The following is a 22,290-nucleotide window of genomic DNA, read 5'->3' as shown; positions in this document are numbered from 1 at the left end:
GCTCCAGTCGTRCCGGTTACTCCTTCTCCTGTCGCACCTGTAACACCAGTCGCTCCCGGTTCACCTGTTGCYCCTGTTGCACCCGTAGCTCCAGTCGTACCGGTTACTCCCGCTCCTGTCGCACCTGTAACCCCAGTCGCTCCCGGTTCACCTGTTGCTCCTGTTGYACCCGTAGCTCCAGTCGTACCGGTTACTCCCKCTCCTGTCGCACCTGTAACCCCAGTCGCTCCCGGTTCACCYGTTGCTCCTGTTGCACCCGTAGCTCCAGTCGTACCGGTTACTCCTTCTCCTGTCGCACCTGTAACACCAGTCGCTCCYGKTTCACCTGTTGCTCCTGTTGCACCACTGGCCGCGAGCTGCGTATAATCCGGCGATGTGTCTGGCGTGCCTGTCGGTGGCGCTGTGTTTACGATATAGGTGCTGCCGTTATACGTCACGACTTGACCTACTGGATACGTTGGTGCCGCAAGCGGATCAAATGCAACGATTCCGCTTAAGCCTATTCCCGTCGCTCCTGTTGCTCCTGTCATCCCAGTTCCAGTTGCACCAGTAGCTCCAGCATCTCCCGTTACACCAGTGAAACCTTGTATGCCTGTCGCTCCAGTAGCCCCGTCTGCTCCCGTAGCTCCTGTTGCTCCACTTGCCGCGAGCTGCGTATAATCCGGCGATGTGTCTGGCGTGCCTGTCGGCGGTGCTGTGTCTACAAGATAAGTGCTGCCGTTATACGTCACGACTTGACCTACTGGATACGTTGGTGCCGCAAGCGGATCAAATGCAACGATTCCGCTTAAACCCACGCCCGTTGCTCCAGTAGCCCCTGTTATACCTGTTCCTGTTGCACCTGTCGCTCCAAGATCTCCTGTTGCCCCGGTTATGCCTTGTATGCCCGTAGCCCCAGTCGCACCCGTTACTCCGGATCCTGTTGCACCTGTAGCTCCTGCTGCTGCAATAAGTGTGTAATCAAGTGAAATGCCTGGCGTACCTACTGGCGATGGCGTGTTTACTACATACGTGCTGCCATTAAAAGTTACAACCTGACCTACCTGATAACCAGGTGCCGCAAGCGGATCATAAGCAACGATACCGTCTAAACCTGCACCTGTTGCGCCAGTAGATCCCGTTTCTCCCGTTACACCAGCTCCTGTTGCACCAGTCGTTCCCGTTGCACCGGCTCCTGCCAATAGGGTGTAATCAAGTGAAGAACCAGGCGTTCCTACCGGAGAAGGCGTATTTACCACATAGCTGCTGCCATTAAACGTAACGACTTGGCCTACCTGATAACTAGGTGCCGCGAGCGGATCGTAAGGAACTACACCATCGAGTCCAGCACCAGTCGCACCCGTTTCTCCTGTTGGTCCTGGCGATCCAGTTGCTCCGGTTATGCCTGCTCCTGTCGCACCTGTGGTACCTGCTGCTCCCGCAGCTGCAAGCAGGGTATAATCAAGCGAGCTGCCCGGTGTTCCTATCGGAGAAGGTGTATTTACCACATAGCTGCTTCCATTGAACGTAACGACTTGACCTACCTGATAACCAGGTGCTGCAAGCGGGTCATAAGGAACTATACCTTCGAGCCCAGCCCCGGTAGCGCCCGTTTCTCCTGTAGGGCCTGTCGTTCCGGTAGCGCCGGTTACACCTGCCCCTGTGGCACCAGTTGTACCTGCTGCGCCAGCACCTGAAAGCAGCGTATAGCTAGGCGAAGTATTGGGATCACCGAAAGGAGGAGCATTATTCACAATATATGTGCTGCCATTAAACGTAACCACTTGACCCACTTGGTAGCCTGGCTCCGCCAATGGATCAAACACGACTACACCTTCTAACCCTGTTCCTGTTGCTCCCGTTGGGCCAGGCGCTCCAGCAGTTCCTACTCCCGTAGAACCGGTAGCCCCTGTTACACCTGTTGCACCTCTCGCTGCAAGCAGCGTATAGCTAGGAGAGGTATCCGGATCTCCGAAAGGAGGCGCACTATTCACAACATATGTGCTGCCATTAAACGTAACCACTTGACCCACTTGGTAGCCTGGCTCCGCATTCGGATCAAAAGCCACAACGCCATTTAATCCCGTACCCGTTGCTCCTCGTTGACCAGCTACCCCTCGAGCCCCCGCAGGACCAGCTGCGCCGGTAGTCCCTTGCGCACCGGCTTCACCCGCATAACCTCTATAGCCCCGATAGCCTCTAGGACCCCTTGGACCTCTCTTCGCTTTGTGACACGGCTTCGGCTTTGGCTTTGGTTTTGGATGCGGTTTTGGATGTAGATAAGGACCATCCAGACAGTCCAATGCTCGATTCAAAATATGAATCGAATCCTTTACGTCTTTTTGAGCGCTTTGGAGTTTATTTTTGCGTGTAAGCCTTTTTGCTTTCCTCAGCTCAATAATTGCTAAATTTAATTTTCGCAGACAGCCCGCCCGAGAATTCGCCAATCCTACACACCTCCGTTATTGTTAACCCTAGCGCTATTTCTTCCCTTTTTTATAAACGATACAGCCGCATGAAGAGACTGCATCGTGAATTTGTTGCTTGGCATGCCTTAATCGTTTCGTCTTAATTAGGGCTCTTGCTGATTGCAGCTTCTGAATCGCTTCATTTAACCTTTGAGTTTGAACCTTCTTGTTCATAGACGGTTACTCCCCCCTCTGCTATTTTCTAAAAAACCAAAAAAATAGTAGAAATTTACAATAGCTAAATCAGTCTATGTCCAAAACCGATTTTGAACACGGTGAATACCCATAAGCGCAACTAAAGTACAAGCAAATTCGAATGATCGCCAAACAAACTGGAGGTGCAATTCTATTTCATCACATAAAAAAAGACCTCAAGATTTGCTTCTTGAGGCCTTGCTTGATCATTATTCTGTTTCTAACAAATCCTTATAGAGTTCCTTAACTTCGAGAATCGACGGCAGTTGCTCCAGAAAAACATCCACCACTCTCGGGTCGAAATGTCTTCCCCGCTCCTCATTGACCAAAGCTAGAATCCGCTCCAGTGACCACGCTTCTTTATATACCCTGGAGCTGCTCAGCGCATCGAACACATCTGCCAAGGCCGTGATTCTTCCATAGATGTGAATACTCTCGCCCACAAGACCTTGCGGATAGCCTGTCCCATCCCATTTCTCATGATGCTGCCATGCAACGATGGCAGCGGCTTGAAGCAGCTGCCTCTTTGACTTTCGCAGCAATCGATAGCCGATAGTGGCATGCTCTTTCATTTGTTCATATTCCTCAGGGGTAAGCTTCCCTGGCTTTTGCAATATCGCATCCGGAATTGCCACTTTACCGATATCGTGCATAGGCGACGCGCTTCGCAGCATATCAGCCTCGGACTCGCTCATCCCAAGGCCAATGGCCAAAATATAAGAATATTGCGCGACTCGCTTTACGTGGTTCCCCGTTTCCTTGGAGCGTCCTTCTCCAATGTAGCCCATCGCAAGTATAATTTCTTTTTGCGTTTCTATAATCTCTGCATGCAGCATCGTAGATTCAAGCGATTTTCCGGAATATGCTGCCGCAAGCGACAGATATTCCATATCCATAGCCGAGAATGACTGCTTCTCAGTAAGCTTGTTAATAGCTTGATATGCGCCTATGACCTCTCCCTGATTATTACGAAAGGGAATCGTCATAATGGATCTTGTCCGATAGCCTGTCAGTTTATCATGATCAGGATTATGTCTAGGGTCTTCGTAGGCATCATCAATGAATATAGGCTGGCCGGTACTGATTGCATTCCCCACCAAGCCGCTTCCGTATGGTATTCTAATCTCACCCGCATCAAGCGCTACCACTGTAAAAAGCTCATTACGTGCAGCATCAATGAGCCACACTGTACACCGGTCAGCAACGACCATTTCCCGGCCCAAATTGGCCATTAAGACAAGAACAGTCTCTAATTTTTTTTCGTTCGCTATTTTAGCAGTGTATTCAAAGATGATCTTAAGCATTTGTTCCGGCGAAAGATCCAATTTATAAGCGACAGGTTCGATTTGAATTTCTTCCATGAGAGGGATTCCTCCAGCCGTTCATGCTCTTATCCTTACAATTATTCGCCCTTCCACTCCTGAGTCCTGCTATTCATGTAGGTTTGAAGAATATTTTCGACAATAATTGCATTCTCTTTAAAACAACTCACTTCACCTTGCTTCCTGAAAAGCACACATGCTATAATTAATATCGCTGCGCGTCCGTAGCTCATCCGGATAGAGCAAACGTTTCCTAAACGTTAGGTGGGAGGTTCGAGCCCTCTCGGGCGCGCCATTTCTTTTATATACGATCGATATCCATGTGTCCTACAATCTTCTGCGATTATATCGCGGAAGATTTTTTTGTTTCATTTGATAACGGAAAGCAGTTGACTGAGGAACACTTGTTCCCCTATAATGTGCATGAGGTGATTTACGAATGGCCATGCCGTTATTGAACGTAAACAATTTAAACCATTTCAATCCGCCTGCTGCAGAGGAGATGGAACTCATACAACGCTCTATTATTCTTCCGCTGGCACTTGCAGCTGTTGAACGGAACCGGCTGGATTTGGATCGGCGAGCCCGCTCCTTGCGTGCTATTTTCGCCAAAGCTGCAGACCTTATTATCGTACAGATGAGAACAGACCTAAAGGCAAACACAAGGATGTTGGTTTCCAGAGGCATTGCCGTCTGTGTGAATAGCGGTACGAGTGAAAAGCTGAGCTATCGCTATAACTGCCGCGGATTTGAAGAACAAATCGACTTTACGAGTACATACATACGCAATGAAATTAACATAATGATCTCCGCCTATAATGCAGAAATTTTCTCCAAGAATATCCGCCCTACTCCGTAGCTAAATGAAACAAGAATCGTTCATCTTCGAAGCCTCGCCATTCCGGCGAGCCTTTTTTCTTCATTTCTCTCCCATACCCGGCGCTATAATCTTCTATAACAATCTGATATACTACAAATAGTTTCATATCCTTCTACAAAAGAGGCAATTTTCACCAAGTCTTAATAATGAGGGTTTTCATTTAAATTTGAATGGAGGAGGCAATTCATATGGGTATTGAATTTAATTCAGGAAGACCATCGAATGTACTTGGAGGCCAAGGTGGCATTCAACAAGGCGGTATTCAGCAAGGCGGCATCCAGGGTGGTATCCAAGGAGGCATTCAAGGAGGCATTCAAGGCGGACCAGCAAACAATCCTTTTGGCGCAGCTCCCGCTCCTCAAGCCAGTCCTGGGGGAGGACTTGTGCTCGCCAAGGGACAGAAGCTTGATCTCACCAAAAACAATGCTGGGCTTGATTTTCTGAAAGTTGGGCTGGGCTGGGATACGAATCAGCTGCAAGGCCAAAGCTACGATCTGGACGCTGAAGTGTTTCTGCTTGGGCAAACCAATACCGTTCCTTCATCGAGCCATATCGTATTCTACAATAATTTAGTCAGCCCTGATGGTTCGACCCGATATAAGGGAGATAACCGCGACGGTCAAGGAAGCGGCGATGATGAAACGGTAGAAATTCAGCTGTCGAGAGTATCCTTGGATATTCAGAAAATCGTTTTTACGGTAACGATTGATGAGGCTATTCGCAAAAACCAAAACTTTGGACAAGTATCCAATGCCTATATACGTATTGTAAATCAAGCAAACGGCGCTGAAATTTGTAGATTCGATCTCTCCGAGGACTATTCGACCTCTATATCGATTCTTGCAGGGGAAGTCTATCGTCACGGAAACGAATGGAAATTCAATGCGGTCGGAACAGGCTTAACACTCGATCTTGCTGGCATCTGCGCTCACTACGGTGCAATGTAACGATCTTTTTCACCATGCAATCATTTATTAATTATTCGGAGGTATCGCCTACATGCCGTTTCAATTTCAAGTCGAGCGCGAATTGTTCCTGAAAGCAGAAGGACAAGGCCAGTTCTTTGCCAAAAAAGGATCAATGGTAGCCGATCAGGCTTATAATAGCAAGTTTAAATATTCCAAGCGTTTGCTCGGTACGAACTCAGGCAACATTGTTGGTCAAGTCATTAATCACGGCATGCGTAAGGTAACAGGCGAAAACCTGGAAATCATGGAAGTCGAAGGCCAAGGTATTGTATATCTTGCTGATGATAATTCCCATGTTACCATTATTAATTTGGAGCAAGGCGGCGCTTGGCAAAGCGTTAGTGTCGAGAGTGAAGACCTGCTTGCTTTTACAGAGTCTTGCCATTATGGCGTGACTATTATTGGTTCAGGCATTATATCTCAGCGCGGCTTGTTTACATCCAAGCTATCCTACAATGGCCATGGCGCACAAGTAGCCATTAAGACTAAAGGCAATCCACTTGTTCTACAAGGACCTTGCCGCGTGGATCCGGATGCCATTGTGGCATGGACAGGACCCTCTCCAAAAGTGAAGCTCGACGTTAACTGGAAAACGCTAATCGGCCAAACGTCTGGTGAATCCTACATGTACGAATTCAACGATCCTAACCAGGTTGTCATTCTTCAGCCTTACGAGCGCGAAAGCGGCGTTAAATTTGGCATGGATGACAAACGGTATACGCCACAAGAGCAGAGCAGTGCTTTCGGCAACACGTTTGGCGGGAACCAAGGCCATGGCCATGGACAAGGGCATGTGCAAGACAACAGCGGCGGACTTGGCGGAATTATCGGCAAATTTTTGAAATAAACGTATATTTGATTCGAATAGGCCCTGCCGGTCGGCAGGGCCTATTCGAATCATTCCTGCTCCACGAATCTAAACAGGCTTTAAACGCTGCAACCAAGCCTTATTCTCTGACGTACAAAGTACAAACCCAGCTCACGAAGCACTCTGACTCTCGGGGCGCAGCTCGCTGTAATTAACATTTAAGGAGGTATTGGTATGAAGGCCGCAGGCACTCTGCTACTTGTTACCGCGATTTTTGAGGGAATATTAGGCATTCCCTTACTTGGTGGCACGCTCGTTATGCTATCTGGCTATACGGTACTATTCGTAACGCTGGTTCTACACATCATTACGCTCGTTTTTTGCTCCCAGCATAATAAGCCGATCGTAGGAAGCATTCTAGGCATCGTAACATCCGTTCTAGCATGGATTCCTATTCTAGGAATGATTCTTCATTTGACGACAGCTGTCTTCCTCTTTTACGCAGCTTTCAAAAAGGATCATCATCAACAGCATCCTCCGTATCCACCCGCACCGGGCAGCTTTTAATTAAAAGGAATATCCTTTCGTAGTGACGACTACGAAAGGATATTCCTTTTTGATTAATTCAACCATAAACGATGATTTGTACGTGGAGTATTTTTCATGGATAAAAGAAAATATACAGCTCCGGGGAAATTCACTATCATGCAAGAATTTGAAACGTTTCGTATCAAGTGTCATTCCATTGACAAGTATAAGATTTCAAGCACAACACAACTGGCGAACTGGCGTTTCGCTTTATTAATGTAGCGATTGTTGCGGATTCCACGGGTCGCGTGCAGGGCGAACACATGGCAACGGAACAATTGTATACTTGGGCCGAGATACTTTAAAGCCTCGAGTGCCACTCTTTGGCCTCGAGGCTTTAACTTATAATCCTACCGTTCCGCTACACTATACGTCTGTCTCGCAAGCATGGCAAATCGCTCAACCAAATCGCTAATGCGAAACCTTTCCGCTTCGTTCATATAGGTGGTGACGGTGTTCTCGAACGGCTCATACCAATGGGCGTGAATCCCCGACTTGCCCACGATTGCACCGACGATGCTGCCGGCCGTCGCAGCCGTGCAGTCATTGTCGAGCCCCATGGCCACAGTCTCGGAGATAACCTTCGATACGTCTGTCCCTCCGATCATTAACCCGAATACAGTCAAACAAGCATTGTTGTTCGTATGCGCGCCGGACATTCCCTTGAAGCGTTCGTCCACAGCGGCTCTTGCCGCCTTATAGTCCCGTATATCCTTGCTGACAGACAACGCCCATTCCACGTCTTTATAGAGCGTGCATGCCTTTGGGATTTCGCTCAAGCCAATCCGCAGCGCCTGTTCCGGATGGTCAACTGCGAATGCTGCGGATTGCGCCGCGCTGAAAAACATTTCGCCATATATCCCGTTTCTGCGATGGCTCAAATAGGCATCCCGGTAGGCATACTCTGCCGCTTTCGCAGGATATGCCGGTGCCATGTAAGCCCACGGATCGGAGCGAATATCCGCGCCTATCCATTGATAATAGGGATTGTTCACCTCGGCCGCTTCCAGCGCCGGAATGCCGGCTTTTAGATTATGGAGTGCAACCTCCTCCGCAGTACAAGCGATCGGTAAATATTTTAGCCAGCTCTTCCCTACATCCTCCGTTCTAAAATCAATGCCATGCTCCTCGGCAATCAGCAGTCCAAGAATCGTATAGGTAATGTCGTCATCCACCGGAACGCCTTTCATTCCCGCTAATGTATACTCATAGAAGGTGCTCTTCCCGTACCGGATATCGTTTGGATTTTTGATGCTCGACCAGTAGGCTTGCGGAGGGAAGGCATCGCCGATATAAGCAGCCCATTGTTCCATATCATGCACGTTCCAGAACTCGACCGGCGCGCCTAACGTGCAGCCTGCGAAACGAGCTAGCATCGCGCCTTCCAGTTTATCCTTATAAATCATCATATCAAGCGAGTCCCACAACCTTCTTGGCCCATCCACCCGAAGTGATTGAATGACCAAAAGATCATTCGGCTCCTGATTCTCCAGCTCTTGATCGATGGACATCTCGTTTAATTTCACAATTGCTTCTTGCATATGCCCCTCAATGCCGGACCAGACGCCTGCAACCTCCTGACCGCCGATTTCGTGGGCTAGCCGCCCGTACTCAATTATTTTTCCTGCAAGCTCGGTGAGTTTCGGTTCTGCCGGATATGTCATTCCACTTTTCTCCCCTTTGCGAGACCTTTGTCTCTTCTAACGTTCAACTGCTGATTATTGAAATTGAAAGATGACGTTTGGCTCCACGGCGATGTCTTTGACAATCTCCCTGACCGCCCCGTTAAAGCTCATCGCAAACGTGTAAACACCAGGCAGCAGTTCCTTGCTAATCTCGCCACCGTCCAGCTCCCCGAAACCCCGCCAGCCCCCCGCGTAATAACTCGCGCTGCCGCCTTCCAGTGGCATACCTTGCGCATCCTTCAGTTGTATGAGTACTTTGACTGTCCGAAAGATGATCGTGGAGTCAGTCCGGATATCCTGCACTTTCTCATTAATCTTCCCCTCGTACGTCATGGCGAAGGTATACGTCCCGGGCAAGAGCTCCTTGCGGACCTCGCCGCCGGTCGTCTCCCCGAAGCTCTGCCAGCCCCCCGCATAATAACTCGCCGTGCCACCACCCAAGGATTTACCCTGCTGATCTTTCAGTTGAATGACCGTATTGACGGTCTGAAATACCACGGTAGGATTAGTCCTTATATCTTGCACCTTCTCATTTATCTTCCCCGCATACGTCATGGCAAAGGTATAGGCGCCGGGCAACAGTTCCTTCCGGACCTCGCCGCCGGCCGCCTCTCCGAAACTTCGCCATCCGTCACCATAATAGCTTGCGATGCCACCGGAAAGCGGAAGTCTTTGGCTGTCCTTCAGTTGCAGATTTACGCTGACCGTCTGAAACTCCACAGCCCTGTTCAAACCGATATGCTGCGACTTCTCATTCTTTGTCCCCTCATAAGATACGACAAAAGTGTAATTGCCGTCCGGTAGTTCCTTCCTGACCGAACCCGAAGCATCCGTCACGCCATACGTTCGCCAGGAGCCGTCATAGTAACTGACAATGCCTCCGCTAAGCGGATTGCCGACACTGTCCTTCAGCTTGACGGTAACGTCGTCCGTTGCCTCCTGATCCACAGGGGCCGGCTTATAGATGACGGCTTCCGTGAGCGAATTCCAGAAGCCTCCGCTATTGCCGTGTCCGACAATGCGTACGTATCTGGCGCTTACCGGCGGCGTAAAAGCAATGTCTTCAAGCTTGGTTGTCGTCCCACTATTTTGCCCTTGAAAAACAGCCCTCCACTGGTTCTTATCGTCGGAGACCAACACATCGTATTTCTGCACGCGTTCGTTTCCCCTATGCCATGCACTTCCCAATCCGGCAATCGGATGCGGCTCTCCTAGGTCAAATTCAATCCATGAGCCGTCCCCTTCCGCGACCCAGGTTGTATTGTAATTGCCGTCAATGGCGTCTTCTCCTTTGCCAATGATTGCGTTAACCGCTTCGACCTTGTAATAGGGAGTTGCAATTCGCACCTCTCTAATAGCTGTCTCATCGAAATGTCCCCCTTCCGAAGCATATCCCCCGCCTGCCAGCTTGATATATCTTGCGGAAACAGGAGCAAAGAATGTCGATTCATAGCTATCGCTGCCGAGACTGCTCTCCCCATTGAACACCTGTGTCCAAGCCGTTCCATCTGTTGAAGTCAGCAGCTTATATTCATAAGTTCGCTCCTGGCCGTCTAGCCAAGCGATATCGACTTGACTTACCTTTCGTTCTTCGCCCAAATCAAAGGTTAATGCAGCGTTCGGACCGTTTCCAGACCACACCGTGCTCCATTTCCCGTCAGTGGCGTGAGCCGCCGTTTCGACCGACGTTCCATCCTTTACGCTAATTACGCTGTACTCGATCATCGACTGAACGGGGAACAGATCCGCTTTGCGGCTGAAAGAGTCCCATTTCACCGTAGCCCAACCGCCAAACGAAGCCACCTCTAACGGGATGTAGACCTCATTGTTTCTTAACGTAACCGGTGCATGCAAACTTATCGGAATACCGTCCACAGTTGCCTCCTGAGAACCCACCGTCATCACGATGATCGATCCGGCTTTGCTCATCGTAAGCTGGGAGCCTTGCAGGCTCGAGCTTAGGTTAAGTACGGATGCGAGACGCTGGTACGGCAATGTGATTTGATCGCCGCTTAAATACAGCTCTTGACCAAAGGTCGTCACCGTATTATCTACCAGCAGAGTAATGGGATCTTGGGCTTCCTGAACAGGAAGCGATTGCAACATGGAAGGAGCTGGAAGCGTCCGAGCCGTCGATCGCTGCAGCGTAAAGGTACCGCCCCCGTTCGCCGCAAAATACAGCGTGCCTTCGTCCGCTGTCACCTCATACTGAACCGCTGCGGCAACGCCTGCTTTGGTCACCGTCCAGAACCCTGCGCTTAAATCCGTCACCAGCACGCGAGTCTCGGCATTCGCGGAAGGCAGCACGAAGCTTGCCGTATTCGCCAAATCGGAGCCGCTCTTCGAGAACAGGACAACCCTATCGCCAATCTTCGCGCCGACCATATCATCCGATGAAATAGATTCTGTCACAAGCGGCTCTGGCCCGCCTTCCGCATCCATTACCTGCATAACGTTCAGAAACAGATTCGTTTTCTGCTGGGCAGCATCGCTCGGAGATACTTCAATCCGGTATGAGCCGGCTTCTGCATTAAAGTTACCGTTTCCGGTTGAAGTCGGGTAATTGATGCCGTTAACCATAAACGCCTCGCCCGGCCCGCCTACCGGCAGTATGCTTGCATCATTGCCTGCAGGAAGAAGTGTCCGGTTTACCAATTTGCCGTTAAAGCAGCTATTGTTGTTAGCATTGAAACAATCGGTTCGCTGCAACGTAACGGTATCGCCTTCGATAACCGGCTCGTTCTCGCTGTGCAGCAGCCAGGTTTTCTTGAAATCGCTATTGCTGGCGGTTACTTTGTCATATACGATCAGCACTGCGGGATGGTCATCGTTTTTCAAATTGAGGAATACAAAGGATCGTTTGAAATCCTCCATTTTGTCCGAATAGGCTTCTGTTAGATCACCTTTTAAGTAGCTGTAATCAGGAGTTGTTTCGTCTGGACCCAATTGATGCTTAAGTACGTCTGCCACTTCATAGTTGGGGTCTTGGAGCTCGGTCAAGGTGTCGGGCTCCTGAATGACATAACGCTGACCTCCATCGTTGATGACGCCACTCGGCATTACTTCATTGGGATCATAGACAAGCATAGAGTTATGGGCAATCGTTCTAAGGCTGTAATTGAGACGATGCTCGCTGTTGTAACTGCTGTTCGTACCTTCGTACAGGCCGGAGTCGATCGCCAGCCCGCCCTTGTAATAAATTTGAAACTGTCCAGCATCCAAGTGTTGATGATTAGCGAAATTCGTCCCGCCAACCTTCATCGTCGCCACGACTGCAGATGAGTTTACGCCCCCTGCCCAACTCGTGCGGGCGGTCATGCTGCCGGACGGATCGTCAAAATATTTGGTCAGCGGGAGCGATTGTTCGCTTTCGCCCGCAAGATCGGGATCGCCGAACAAAATAAGCCATACCTCATCCACCCCGGCATTATTGTAGCTATGCTGCTGCAGAAACTCATGTCTCAAATAAGAATCATTGTAATAACCGGAAGACAATAAGTAAGGAGTCTGCTCCGACCAATATTGTCCAAACGGTGTATTCCACCAGTATGAATCCCCGTCCCTCATCAACTGGCCATCGGGACGCCGGTTATACAGCCACTCGTAAGGCACGAACTGCTGCTCCGGACTTAGCCCGCCGTCAGTGTCCATTCGCTTAAAAATCCAAGAAGCAAACAGATCCCATTGATAACGGTAAGGCCCATAGGAGTCGCCTTGATGATGGGCGTGTGAAGGATAGGCGTAGTTGCGCGCAGGCACATATTCAGCGAAAAACCGCCCGGCTGCCATATTGTACAAAATTTCGTCTTCATCATAAATCGCTACCCCCGCGCTTAGCAGGTCACGCATTAGCTGCGCCTCGCTGCCATGGCCAACTACGGCCCCCTCTTCGGTCGGAGGGTACCCGATATCCATCATTCCAGCGAACGTGATTATATGCTCTCTGAAGTCCGCAAGCTGATTCGCATCCATTAAACCGTAGCACCAGTCGTAAACAACGGCTGCCCAAAGAACCGTCTCTCCAACTTGTCTTTCGTTCGCGCTCGACAACTGCACGGTGTTCAAATAATTGTTCATCATCGATACCGCTTTATTGCCGGCGACTAATCCGTTTGGCGTATCTTTATACAGTAAATGCATAAGCGCATTCGCTTTGATCGTTTTCAGAACAGCAAGATTTATATTTCCCGAGGGGAGTGCCGGAAGCATTCCGTCATAGTTGCGCTCAGCCGAAATCTTCAGACGATCCCATGCTTCCTTGACTTCTCCCTTCGTCAAGTTCGCTCTGAGCCCATTCAGATCACCGCTTCTGGCGAACAGGCGCGGATGTTCATCCTCCGGCGGCGTTACCGGCGGCGCCGGATAAGGATTAATTACAGGCCCTCCGTCGGAAGGCAGCGACGTTTGCGTCGTCAACCGTAGCTGATCGATTTTAAGTCCCGCCTCGCGGTACTTGATCTTGATCTCGTGGATGCCGACAGACAAATCAAAGCTCTGCTTCACGTGAAACCATTCCCAGTCCTCCATTGTCTCGCTGGGCCCAGGGTTCATATAATTGCCATTGTCGACGGCCATATAGAAGGAATCCGCTCCCTCATTCGGCGACTGCAGACGCAATTGGACATGATAATCTCCTGCCGAAGGAACGTAGACCCGGTAACGCAATTCGGGTTGCGCCGTCTGCAGAGGGACCTGACCTTGCGTCGGATTATCGTTCGTCGCCGGAACCGATACATACCGCTGGCCTGACGCGTTCGCTTCGTCTACTTGCTCCCAAGGGAGCTGCACCTCCCCCGCTTCCGCCTCGAACAGCGTCTCTGCCTCAAAGTCATCGCCTCCCGGATGAGCTCCCAAGCCTGCAGGTATGTAAGCGGTATCAGAAGTAACCAGAAAGCGGTCGAACCCAAAACCCGGCTCGCGGTATTTAATCAACAAATCAGATTGGCCGGCGGACAGCGTCTTCGTGACAGAGAACCACTGCCAGTCCGAGCTTGGCGACGGTCCGTAATTCGTAAATTGCAAATCCGACCCTGCCCGAAGATAAAAGGAATCCGCGCTTGCACTCGGCGCCAGGACGCGTAGCCATATATTGTAGACGCCCGTTTGCTCGATCTGCAACGGGTACGCCAGCTCCCGCGCGCCGTTCGGGGGATCCTGCTTAGGCTCGCTGACAGGAACGCTCAAATAAGTCCCTCCCGATATTTGTTCTCCTGAACCTTGTGCGTTCTCCCAAGGCGACGGGGTGACGATACTTTCGGCTTCATGCATCCATTCCGCGACGAAAGCATCAGGGGCTGCGGCTTGAGCCACCGGAATTGCTCCGGGCAAATTCACGGCAGCAGAGAACAACATCATTGTAACCAGTGAAATAGAAAGAAATTTAACAATTCGAAACTTGACCATAATCGAACCTCTTTTCATCTTGAAATGACAAACGGTCCTAACCAAGCTTACGCGGGCGCCTCACGTATGCTTCACTATAGGCACGGCCGCACCATTTTGAAAAGAAGCTGATTTCGTCGTTATCCCTTAAATTTGCAAAAATGCAACAATGCGTGAACAAGTTAAAAATACGGTGATACCCAACGGATGGCCGTTCATGCTTTAATTAAGATAAAGCGACATATCGAACGCAAGCGCTGCAAAGGAGGCACCCATGTCAGCCGATCCAACTCCCGCTAACGTTTTGTCTGGATTCAAGCTCAAAGAATTTACGTCCTCATTGTTCATTCGATTGCTGATCGGCTTCCTGATCGTCATCGCCCTATTAGTCTCCTTTATTTGGTACTCCGTCGTCTATTACAGGGGGAACCTAAAAGAGGAAGTCATCAATCACAATACAGTAAGCTTGCAAAAAACGACGGAAAACTACGAGCGTCTGATCGAGAGCATCCACCATTCTGTATTGACGTTTTCTCTGGAGATTCAAAGCATGCAGAGCGCTACCGTCGATTATACGAAGGCGGTATCCACCATGGAGGAGATTCAGATGTTTCTCCTGAACCGATCCTTGTATCTGGACAATCTCTTCCTGATGAACGAATCCTCCGGATTCGTGCTCGAAAAGGGGCGTGGCGCCGATACCGAAACGATGTTCGATCGTTTCTATAAGAGTGAAGATTATGACGTGTCCTTCTGGGAGGAGCAGCACAAGCAGCCTTATACATTCAAGCTTCTGGCAGAATCTTCATTCGTCGAAATAAACGGTACGGTACGGACAGTTACAAGCCAGCTCTTACCGATCGTAGTAAAAAACGACGGAATCCCGGGCTTCTATATGCTGGCGATGGCCAATGCCGATCGGATTTATGACGAGCTGGGTCAGACGATAGACGGCCTCTTCTACATTCTCAATGAGCAGGGGCAGCCGATCTACACTTCCGCAAAATCATCAGATATCCAGTTTCCCGCGTTCACGGACACTTCGGGCTTCGTAATGAAGGACAGCGATTACTACTTCTATAACCGTGCTTCTAACGGCTTGACCTTCGTTCACGTTCTTCCCGACAAAACGATTCTGATGCAAATCCGCTGGAACTTCTCCTTCGTGCTGCTCCTCGTTCTAAGCATTGCGATCAGCGTCGTCGTCTCGTTCTTAATCAGCGTCCGGCTGAATACGCCAGTGAAGCGGATTATTGAAGCCATTGCAAAGTGGAATACGCCGCAGCCATGGGAAAGCGGGATCAAGGAATTTAATATCATCCATACGAAAATCAGCGATATTCTGCAAACGAGCCGAAATATACACCAGGACATGTCCGAGAAAGAGTCGCTTCTGCAATACTACGCGTACTCCAACGCATTAAAGAAAATCCGCCATCAACATAAGTCAAGTTCCGCTTGGATTACGGAGGACCGACCCTTTGTCCTTCTCCTCTTTGAGGTTACCTGCAAGTCGGAGCTTTCTCTGCTGGATGTGAACGAGGAACGCGCCACTTCGTTCATTCGGGAATACATCGGCCGCATTATTGTCCAGACTTACGCGGATGCGGTTACGTTTCAAATGGAAAAGGATCAAATTCTCTCTATCGTATTCACCGAAATAGACGATCCGGACATCAGGCTGACGCTGGAGCACATTCAACATATGCTTAAGGCCGAGCGGGATTATTGTTTCCTGACCATGACGGCTTCCGGAGGAAGTCGCGATTGGAATGAAGCCTATCGAATCGGAATTGAACGGTTGAAGCTGCGGGCTTTTAATGCGGAGACGCAAATCGTCGAGGCGATGGGAGAGCCCGGTGAAGATAGCTTATCCCCCGCTCAGGAAGAGGAGCTCGATGCCAATTTGTCTAGTGGCAATGACGCCTTCGCGCTTACGCTCGTTCGCAGAATCTTGGGGAAAATGAACAAGCGAAGCCAAAGCGCACAAAGCGTGCTGCGCTTTGCGGAAAACGTCATCCTCCGCACGCACAGAATTCTGATGCAGCGCCAGATCGATCCTTCTCCAGCACGGATCGCGCTCACAAAACTGCCATTTTGCTACACCTATGAGCATTTGGATGAGCTGATAACCACCTTGATTACGAACTCGGCGCAGCTAGTGAAGGATATCAAGGAAAAACGCGATCCTTTCATTCAGTTTGTGTACGACTACATGGAGCAGCATTACGACAAAGACGTTAATCTCGATGCCATGGCCGATAAGCTCAACATTTCGCGCAGTTATCTATCCCGTTATTTCAAAGAGAAAACAGGCGAGTATTTTGTGGATTACGTCAATTCCGTGCGGATCAACAAAGCAAAGGCACTGCTCTTGAAGCCGGATATGCTCATTCAGGAGGTTGCCCAGTTCGTCGGATATCAGAATATTAATTCGTTTAACCGCATGTTCAAAAAGTTTACGGGCTTTACGCCAAGTGAATTCCGCAAAAACGAGCTTCGCTAGAAGCCGAAAAGAGCCGGGCAACGGATTTGCCTCCGTGCCCGGCTCTTTTAATGCGGATGAGCTATTTCCATTCGCCCGCAATGCCCCCATCATTCAGCAGGCGGTTCACGTCGTCGATAACTTCCTTCCCGCCTTTGTTCATGTATTCGTCCACCATCTTGTCCCAGTCCGAAACTTGCTCCTGGCCGACAATCATCTTGGTCTGCCATTCCTGCAGCAGCATATCAAGCTCCGAGCCCTTGGACATCAATACCTCGGATGAGATCCGGTTGACCGGATTGATATAGAACTTCGTATTTTTGAGGAGCTCCACTGTGGAATCGGCGAAGCTCTTTGCGAATGGATCTGCCAGCATTTTGGCCGGCTCGTTCGCTTCATCGTTCGGAGCCCAGTTGACCACTTTCATGTACGCGGTCGGTCGCTTTTCCGTTGCCGGCGGCGGCTCTACCACAACAGAGCCATTCACCATCTTGTAGCCGACATCGACGCCGCCCCACTGCCAGTCATATTCGGGGTTTTGCGGGTTCCGCTCGTCGACCGGGATAAAGGTACGGAAATAATCCTGCATTTGCAAATAACGATCGACTTTATCCGGCTCATCCTTCAGCTTGGCATTCAGCATGGTAATCGTATAATATCCCGATAATGCCGTGAAGCCCTGCTCTCCGTCCGCTTGCTTGAAGGCTGGAATAACCGCGATCTCCGCCCCTGGTACCTGTTCCTTCATCGTTTTGAACCAGTTTTGATCAATGCCTGTAGGCTGCTCATACCAGATTCCATATTTGCCGGCGTAGAAGTCGGTACGGACATCCGTGTTTTTCGTAACCGCCCAGTCCTTGTGCAGCGCACCCTCTTTGTATAAATCCGCGAGGAACTGCGTTTGCTCCTTGAAGCTTTCCGAAATCATTCCCGGAATATACTGGCCCTGATCGTTCTTATGGTACCAGCCCGTATCCCAAGCTGCACCCATCGCGGCCCCGTAGACAATTTGCTTGGAAAGTCCGAATCCGTACGTATCGTTTATGCCGTTCTGATCGGGATCATCCTTCGTGAACGCAACGGCAACCTTCTTAAGTTCCTCATAGTTTGTAGGCATTGCAAGGCCCAGTTGATCCAGCCAATCTTGGCGAATGACAGCCTTCTTGCCGTATTTGGCCGGAAAATAATGAGGCAGCGCATAAATTTGCCCATCAACGGTAACCGCATCCCATACGCTCTTCGGGATCGCTTTCAGCATGGGGTAGTTGTCGATGTAATCGTTCAGCCGCAGGAAAGCGCCCTGCTTTGCCCATTTGACGAAATTCGCGTCCACGCTCTCCATGCCGATCACATCGGCCAGATCACCCGAAGCCATCGCAACAGGCAATTTACTGGTTAGTTGATCATAAGGAACGAATTGCGGCTTATAGTCGACGTTAAATTTCTCGTTCAGCCGCTTTAACCCGTCGCCATCCGGACCAGGAATCGAGCTCCAGGTTCCTTCGAGCGTCGTGATTGTGACCTTCTTCGTCGTTGCTTCAGCCGTTGCCGACGTATTCGATTTTTCCGCGGCCGGACTTTGCTGCGGGTTGTTGTTGCCGGACGAACATGCGGCCAATGTTAACGCAAGTCCTGCAGCAATTCCTATTGTCCATTTTTTTCTCATCGATTGTACCCCTCCAGATTATGAAATTGTACTACACAGTAACCCCTTCATACTAACCATGCAAAGAGAAAAGCTATCCTTTCACAGAGCCAATCATCACCCCTTTCGCAAAATGCTTTTGCAGAAAAGGATAGACGAGTAGAATCGGTACGGTCGCCAGCAAGATGGCGGCCATGCCGATCGCTTCGCCCGGGGGCATGATCCCGGATCTGGCTGCATCCCGGGCTGCCGAGGTTAAAGAATCCGTCACATCGTTCAGAATGACGATTTGACGAAGAATAACTTGCACGGTCCATTTGGTTGGATCGTTCAAATATAAAATCGCACTGAAATAGGTGTTCCAATTGACCACCGCATAAAACAAACCGAAAGCTGCGAACGCGGGTTTGGATAAGGGAATGACAATCCGTGTGAAAATACTCAAATCATTGGCGCCGTCGATGACAGCCGCCTCGTTAAGCTCCTCGGGAATGCTGAGGAAAAACTGGCGTATGACAATCAGGTTAAAGGAGTTAATCGCGCCGGGAATCATCAGCGCCCAATAGCTGTCGATTAGTCCTGTGGCATTAACCACGAGATAAGTCGGAATCATGCCCGCATTAAAAATGAACGTGAAAAGGACCATGAGCAGGAACACCTTTTGCCCCCATATATTCCGAGTTATAGCATAGGCCATGGTCGCCGTCAAAACGAGATTGATCAAGCTGCCGATGATAGTAATATAAACGGTTACGCCGATGGAACGAAGAAACTCTTTCGCATGAAAGATATAGGTATACGCGTCGGTCACCCACTGCTTGGGCCATAAGATTAGATCGCTTTTGGAATACTCCTCAAGCGAAGTGAAGGAGATGACAAAAATATAATAAAAGGGAAACAACATCAGCAGCCCCAGCAAGCCGAGTAACACCATATTTAATACATCCGTCAGCCGGTTAGATAATGATTTATCGTTAATCATCGCTATAAAACGCCCTCCTCGCCGAATTTCTTAACGAACCAATTGGCTGTTAAGATGAGTACAAGCCCCACCACGCTCTTGAATAAACCGACCGCCGTACCGAAGCTGAAATCGGCTTGTTGAATGCCTTTGAAATACACATAAGTGTCCAGCACGTTGCCTACATCCATGGTGAAGGGATTCAGCATTAGGAAAATCTGCTCGAACCCGGAATCCAGCACCGTCCCCAAGCGAAGAATGAATAAAATAACGATCGTGCTACGCAGTCCAGGTAGCGTAATGTGCCAAATCCTTCGCCATCTGCCGGCGCCATCCATGACGGCAGCCTCGTATAGACTCGGATTAATGCTGGACAATGCAGCCAGAAAAATAATCGTGCTCCAGCCAGCTTCCTTCCAAATCACTTCAAGAACGATTAGCGGCATAAACCATCCAGGTTGCTGCAAGAACGGAATCGGATCCAGACCGAAGAACATGTCGAGCAACCTGTTGACAAGTCCCTCCGTTTTCAGGAAGATCGTTACGATCCCGATTACGACGACCCATGATAAGAAATGGGGCAGGTAGATAATCGACTGCACAAAACGCTTATACTTCTCATTTTTTAGTTCATTGAGCATAAGCACCAAAACGATGGGAACCGGAAAAGCGAATGCAATCTGCAAAAACGATAAAAAAATCGTATTCCACAGCACTCGAATCACTTCTTGGTCGCTAAAAATTTTACTGAAGTGCCGAAACCCTACCCACTCGCTGTGCAAGAAACCGCGAAATGGACTGTAATCCTGAAAGGCGATGATATTTCCGAGCATGGGAATATAACGATATACGATAAAATAAATAAGTCCCGGCAGCAGCAGCAGAAACAAATACCTCTCTCTCCACAAGCGCTCCCTCAGTTTGCCAAGCCTCCACGCACGACTGTCCGTTATAGCGGCCGAAACCGCAGCGCCAGCGGATATATGTTCCTTGTCATTCATGCTGCTTCTTCTCTCCTTTGCTCCTTGATTCATCTTTTCAATCCGGTTGTGTTCGCCTCATGTCCTAACCTTACCGAAGTTCACCCGGGTTTGAATATCATCACTATTGTATCTGCTTCACCGTTTTCATCCTGATCATAAAAATGATGAATAATTGATAAAAGTGGTGGGTGCTTATGCTCGATAAACAGCAAAAAGACTGCCCGGTTCATTCCCCGGCAGCCTATCAAACCTGTCAAACTGAGCGCCAATAAGTTCGTCCGCCCCCAAAGCCTCATTTTAGGTTTTGTTGATAATAGCTAAGCTCCATTCCATGACCGGCTTGCGGCCACATGCATCTGCCTCCATTTGAAGACTTGCAAGACCCTCCCGATTACAACTCCTATGCCTCCTATTTTTTAAAAAACCTTTAAAATATTGCACATTATTCCATCCAACCGACGTATAAGTACATAAGAAACTATTTCGATTTAACTACATTAGGAGGCAATCATAAGATGAACCAGCCTTTCGGGCTCCACAAAGAAGAGAAAACGTACGGTATGCTGGCACATTTGCTCGCATTCAGCGGATTAATCATTCCATTCGGCAATATTATCGGCCCGCTCGTAATCTGGCTTTTGAAAAAAGACCAATCCAGCTACGTTGACATGCACGGCAAAGAATCACTCAATTTCCAAATCAGCAATATGATCTATACCTTTATATCCGGACTGCTTATATTCGTTGTCATCGGTTTTATTACGACACCACTATTATTCGTATTCTGGCTCGTATTCACCATCATTGGCTCTATTCGCGCTTCCGAGGGCAATGGCTATCGCTATCCCTTAACGATTCGCTTCTTCAAGTAATAAATATAGACGCCGGGGCAGTCAGCTCCGGCGTCTTCTTTATTTGGGCAACTGAGAAGCATATTTCTTGCGCAACGAATGGAGCCGGTCCAGTCGTTCGAACGCCGTCTCCCCTAACCGCTTGGTCACAGCTACCGCTATCGCATCTATAAGGGCAACCGGAGCAGCCATCGAATGAAATCCCTCTAGCTCGCCCCGATCCACCTGCAATACAAGATCGCTCTGCTCCAGCATATCGGATACGAGGAGATCTGTAATGAGCAGCGTAGTGTAGCCTGCCACAGCAGCATGCTCAAGCAGTACCGTCAACTCCGGAGATCGCCTGACAAACCCGAACATGACAACGACATCTCGCTGCCCGGCATGAACAAGCGATTCGAGCAGCTCGCTGCCGCTCCCGGCCATTCCCTCTACCTCGACGCCAACCCGGTTTAACCGGAATCGTAGAAGCTCGATTAAGCTGATTGAAGCTCCCGTGCCAAAAACGTATACCTTCCGGGCCGCCTGAATCGCTTCAACCGCCTTGTAGAAGGAGTTCCGCTCTACCCGCTCTGAAGTGACCTTCATATTGGCTGATGCCATGTCCAGCATTTCCTGAACGACATCTGCTTCCTCGTGCACCATCTTGTTTAATATTTTTTTCATCTTGTGAGCTGGCGTTGCATGCTCGTTCTGCAGCAGATGTTTCTTGAAAGCCTTTAAATTCGCGAAGCCTATGGCCTGCCAGAAACGGGATACGGTCGCCGTGCTGACATTTACCGCCAATGCGATATCCTCTTCCGTACAATATGGAATTTGCTGAAGCGAGCCCATTACATAATTCGCAATCTTCTGCTGGCTTTTTGACATGCTGTCGAGATCCATCTCCAACTGAAAAGCTGTCATTTACGCTATCTCCTATCTGTTGATGCTCCTTCATTTGTCTAATAGAATTATAGCATTTGTTGCACAATAATGATAATTATATTTCATTTAATATTTTATGTATTTTATTTTACACAATCCATACAATTCGTTGACCATCCGAAAACATTCGCCCCCTAATATTGTAAAAGAATTCATTCCGAAG

At 49.3% G+C, this 22,290-nt stretch carries 14 protein-coding genes, 1 tRNA gene and 1 pseudogene; 8 read left to right on the top strand and 8 right to left on the bottom strand.

The window, feature by feature from the left end; all coding sequences use genetic code 11:
- Together AB4Z29_RS31095 and AB4Z29_RS31090 are read right to left on the bottom strand one after the other, a co-directional pair.
- Positions 1–2,294, bottom strand: a pseudogene (locus tag AB4Z29_RS31095) (hypothetical protein); the annotation flags it as partial.
- 557 nt (positions 2,295–2,851) lie between these two features.
- Positions 2,852–4,003 (bottom strand): HD domain-containing phosphohydrolase, encoded by a 1,152-nt coding sequence (locus tag AB4Z29_RS31090; protein ID WP_441946767.1) that lies wholly within the window; start codon positions 4,001–4,003, stop codon positions 2,852–2,854.
- A gap of 179 nt (positions 4,004–4,182) precedes the next feature.
- Between AB4Z29_RS31090 and AB4Z29_RS31085 the strand changes: the two genes are divergently transcribed.
- The 6 genes from AB4Z29_RS31085 (at position 4,183) to AB4Z29_RS31060 (ending at position 7,430) form a co-directional block, all read left to right on the top strand.
- Positions 4,183–4,259: transfer RNA gene (locus AB4Z29_RS31085), tRNA-Arg, on the top strand.
- Positions 4,260–4,403: 144 nt separating this feature from the next.
- Entirely contained in the window at positions 4,404–4,823 is a 420-nt protein-coding gene (locus AB4Z29_RS31080) for a hypothetical protein (RefSeq protein ID WP_441946766.1), read from the top strand.
- Positions 4,824–5,227: 404 nt separating this feature from the next.
- The gene (locus AB4Z29_RS31075; protein WP_441946769.1) at positions 5,228–5,791 is read left to right on the top strand and encodes a TerD family protein; all 564 of its coding nucleotides are present in this window, start codon (positions 5,228–5,230) and stop codon (positions 5,789–5,791) included.
- A gap of 52 nt (positions 5,792–5,843) precedes the next feature.
- Positions 5,844–6,659: an AIM24 family protein gene (locus tag AB4Z29_RS31070; RefSeq protein WP_441946765.1), complete on the top strand. Its 816-nt coding sequence runs from the start codon at positions 5,844–5,846 to the stop codon at positions 6,657–6,659.
- A 195-nt stretch (positions 6,660–6,854) separates the two neighbouring features.
- Positions 6,855–7,187: a hypothetical protein gene (locus AB4Z29_RS31065; RefSeq protein WP_441946764.1), complete on the top strand. Its 333-nt coding sequence runs from the start codon at positions 6,855–6,857 to the stop codon at positions 7,185–7,187.
- Positions 7,188–7,283: 96 nt separating this feature from the next.
- Positions 7,284–7,430 carry a hypothetical protein gene (locus AB4Z29_RS31060; RefSeq protein WP_441946763.1) on the top strand — a complete coding sequence of 49 codons (147 nt, stop codon included), beginning with the start codon at positions 7,284–7,286 and terminating at the stop codon, positions 7,428–7,430.
- A 128-nt stretch (positions 7,431–7,558) separates the two neighbouring features.
- On the opposite strand, the gene AB4Z29_RS31055 is transcribed toward AB4Z29_RS31060, so the two are convergent.
- Both AB4Z29_RS31055 and hepB read right to left on the bottom strand, forming a co-directional pair.
- Positions 7,559–8,872 (bottom strand): ADP-ribosylglycohydrolase family protein, encoded by a 1,314-nt coding sequence (locus tag AB4Z29_RS31055; protein ID WP_441946762.1) that lies wholly within the window; start codon positions 8,870–8,872, stop codon positions 7,559–7,561.
- Positions 8,873–8,926: 54 nt separating this feature from the next.
- Positions 8,927–14,296: a heparin/heparin-sulfate lyase HepB gene (gene hepB / locus AB4Z29_RS31050; protein WP_441946761.1), complete on the bottom strand. Its 5,370-nt coding sequence runs from the start codon at positions 14,294–14,296 to the stop codon at positions 8,927–8,929.
- A 253-nt stretch (positions 14,297–14,549) separates the two neighbouring features.
- Here hepB and AB4Z29_RS31045 point away from each other — a divergent pair, with 253 nt between their 5' ends.
- Entirely contained in the window at positions 14,550–16,781 is a 2,232-nt protein-coding gene (locus tag AB4Z29_RS31045; protein WP_441946760.1) for a helix-turn-helix transcriptional regulator, read from the top strand.
- A gap of 61 nt (positions 16,782–16,842) precedes the next feature.
- Here AB4Z29_RS31045 and AB4Z29_RS31040 read toward each other — a convergent pair whose 3' ends face one another.
- The 3 genes from AB4Z29_RS31040 to AB4Z29_RS31030 all read right to left on the bottom strand — a co-directional run bounded on the left by AB4Z29_RS31040 (position 16,843) and on the right by AB4Z29_RS31030 (position 20,367).
- Positions 16,843–18,426: an extracellular solute-binding protein gene (locus AB4Z29_RS31040; protein WP_441946759.1), complete on the bottom strand. Its 1,584-nt coding sequence runs from the start codon at positions 18,424–18,426 to the stop codon at positions 16,843–16,845.
- Between the two features lie 73 nt (positions 18,427–18,499).
- Positions 18,500–19,387, bottom strand: a complete 888-nt coding sequence (locus tag AB4Z29_RS31035) for a carbohydrate ABC transporter permease (RefSeq protein WP_441946758.1) — start codon at positions 19,385–19,387, stop codon at positions 18,500–18,502.
- A gap of 2 nt (positions 19,388–19,389) precedes the next feature.
- Positions 19,390–20,367 carry an ABC transporter permease gene (locus tag AB4Z29_RS31030; RefSeq protein ID WP_441946757.1) on the bottom strand — a complete coding sequence of 326 codons (978 nt, stop codon included), beginning with the start codon at positions 20,365–20,367 and terminating at the stop codon, positions 19,390–19,392.
- Between the two features lie 497 nt (positions 20,368–20,864).
- Between AB4Z29_RS31030 and AB4Z29_RS31025 the strand changes: the two genes are divergently transcribed.
- Positions 20,865–21,221 carry a DUF4870 domain-containing protein gene (locus AB4Z29_RS31025; RefSeq protein ID WP_183571155.1) on the top strand — a complete coding sequence of 119 codons (357 nt, stop codon included), beginning with the start codon at positions 20,865–20,867 and terminating at the stop codon, positions 21,219–21,221.
- A 39-nt stretch (positions 21,222–21,260) separates the two neighbouring features.
- Here AB4Z29_RS31025 and AB4Z29_RS31020 read toward each other — a convergent pair whose 3' ends face one another.
- Entirely contained in the window at positions 21,261–22,106 is an 846-nt protein-coding gene (locus AB4Z29_RS31020; RefSeq protein ID WP_441946756.1) for a MurR/RpiR family transcriptional regulator, read from the bottom strand.
- Positions 22,107–22,290: the final 184 nt, after the last annotated feature.

The organism is Paenibacillus sp. 2TAB23 (assembly GCF_052115165.1).
Taxonomy (GTDB): domain Bacteria; phylum Bacillota; class Bacilli; order Paenibacillales; family Paenibacillaceae; genus Pristimantibacillus.
The sequence above is the reverse complement of the archived record's forward strand: the minus strand, read 5'-3'. Positions and strand labels throughout refer to the sequence as shown.

Coding starts and splice junctions, on each gene's coding strand:
- AB4Z29_RS31090 (WP_441946767.1), bottom strand. CDS start 4,003: ATGGAAGAAATTCAAATCGAACCTGTCGCTTATAAATTGGATCTTTCG.
- AB4Z29_RS31080 (WP_441946766.1), top strand. CDS start 4,404: ATGGCCATGCCGTTATTGAACGTAAACAATTTAAACCATTTCAATCCG.
- AB4Z29_RS31070 (WP_441946765.1), top strand. CDS start 5,844: ATGCCGTTTCAATTTCAAGTCGAGCGCGAATTGTTCCTGAAAGCAGAA.
- AB4Z29_RS31065 (WP_441946764.1), top strand. CDS start 6,855: ATGAAGGCCGCAGGCACTCTGCTACTTGTTACCGCGATTTTTGAGGGA.
- AB4Z29_RS31060 (WP_441946763.1), top strand. CDS start 7,284: ATGGATAAAAGAAAATATACAGCTCCGGGGAAATTCACTATCATGCAA.
- AB4Z29_RS31055 (WP_441946762.1), bottom strand. CDS start 8,872: ATGACATATCCGGCAGAACCGAAACTCACCGAGCTTGCAGGAAAAATA.
- hepB (WP_441946761.1), bottom strand. CDS start 14,296: ATGGTCAAGTTTCGAATTGTTAAATTTCTTTCTATTTCACTGGTTACA.
- AB4Z29_RS31045 (WP_441946760.1), top strand. CDS start 14,550: ATGTCAGCCGATCCAACTCCCGCTAACGTTTTGTCTGGATTCAAGCTC.
- AB4Z29_RS31040 (WP_441946759.1), bottom strand. CDS start 18,426: ATGAGAAAAAAATGGACAATAGGAATTGCTGCAGGACTTGCGTTAACA.
- AB4Z29_RS31035 (WP_441946758.1), bottom strand. CDS start 19,387: ATGATTAACGATAAATCATTATCTAACCGGCTGACGGATGTATTAAAT.
- AB4Z29_RS31030 (WP_441946757.1), bottom strand. CDS start 20,367: ATGAATGACAAGGAACATATATCCGCTGGCGCTGCGGTTTCGGCCGCT.
- AB4Z29_RS31025 (WP_183571155.1), top strand. CDS start 20,865: ATGAACCAGCCTTTCGGGCTCCACAAAGAAGAGAAAACGTACGGTATG.
- AB4Z29_RS31020 (WP_441946756.1), bottom strand. CDS start 22,106: ATGACAGCTTTTCAGTTGGAGATGGATCTCGACAGCATGTCAAAAAGC.